We start from the raw sequence: 1,205 nt of genomic DNA on the forward strand, positions 1-1,205 counted from the left end.
GCATCTGTGCTAAGTATGCAGCATTAAGGAGAAAGAGCAAAGACTGGTTGACTCGGAATCAAGATACTTTTTCAGTGATTCCAACTAATCGTGTTTGTCTGGTACAAAGGTGACATAATCATCATCTAATTGAATGCAACTTTATCTCACCATTATATACTTGAAAATTTTTTCATTTGGCGTAAAACAACAATCACTCGCTAATTCAATAACGTTTTCTTATACAGATGTTAAAATATCAATAATAAACATACATGAAATAACTATTTCAGGAGGCATTAAGTATTGCCAAATTACAAGTAGAAAATGGAGCACAGATTTTAGATATTAATATGGATGAAGGAATGTTGGATGGTGTGAAGGCAATGACAAAATTTGTAAATCTTATCTCTTCTGAACCAGATATTTCAAAGGTAGGATGAAAAAATGTCAATAATAATGTTTATTATGTTGTAGTTATTTAATAATTACAGTATCTTTGTATATAGGATACTTGTTCTTAATCTTTTCTGTTGTCCATGAAGAAGTAAATGAAATTAAGGAATAAAATGTCTTGTACATCATGTACATACCAGAGTAATTTTGTTGTAAGAAATCTAGTTATCAAGATGGGGTGGGTTGGGGGCCAATCAACCAGTTTAATCACACCCCATTTTGTGTTGATCCCAGGATCTTCATTTCCATTGACATGTGTTGTTGTCTTTTTGTGTTTAATGGGTGAAGGTGAGAAGTGGTTCGTTTTGTTGATATTGATAAAATTGTTGTCCATCACTTTTTAAACTTTCTTTTCATAATAATGTAATGTTATAGTGTTTAACGCCACATTTAAGGGTTTTCTCCGGTACTCCGGTTTCCTCCACCAATAAAACTGACCACCACGATATAGCTTAAAGATTGTTAAAGTGGCATTAAACACCATAACCCACTCACCCACCTTGTGAGATGGTCCCGACATCAGTAATCTTAATTTTGTATGGCCCAATCCTTCTGAGTAGTCTTAATTTTGTTTATCTATTGTAGGTACCTTTATGTATAGATTCCTCTAACTTTTCTGTGGTAGAAGCTGGCTTAAAGTGTACTCAGGGGAAATGTATAGTAAATAGTATCAGTCTGAAGGAAGGAGAGAAAGATTTCTTAGACAAAGCTAATAGAGTAAAACAATATGGTGCTGCTGTTGTCGTTATGGCATTTGATGAAGATGGACA

Annotated in this window: 2 pseudogenes; both read left to right on the plus strand. The window is 33.7% G+C overall.

What is annotated here, in order from left to right:
- Positions 1–266 precede the first annotated feature (266 nt).
- Positions 267–416, plus strand: a pseudogene (locus tag BAZSYMA_RS00975) (dihydropteroate synthase); the annotation flags it as partial.
- Positions 417–1,020: 604 nt separating this feature from the next.
- A pseudogene (locus BAZSYMA_RS00990) lies at positions 1,021–1,205 on the plus strand (dihydropteroate synthase); the annotation flags it as partial.

The organism is Bathymodiolus azoricus thioautotrophic gill symbiont (assembly GCF_001298715.1).
GTDB lineage: Bacteria > Pseudomonadota > Gammaproteobacteria > PS1 > Pseudothioglobaceae > Thiodubiliella.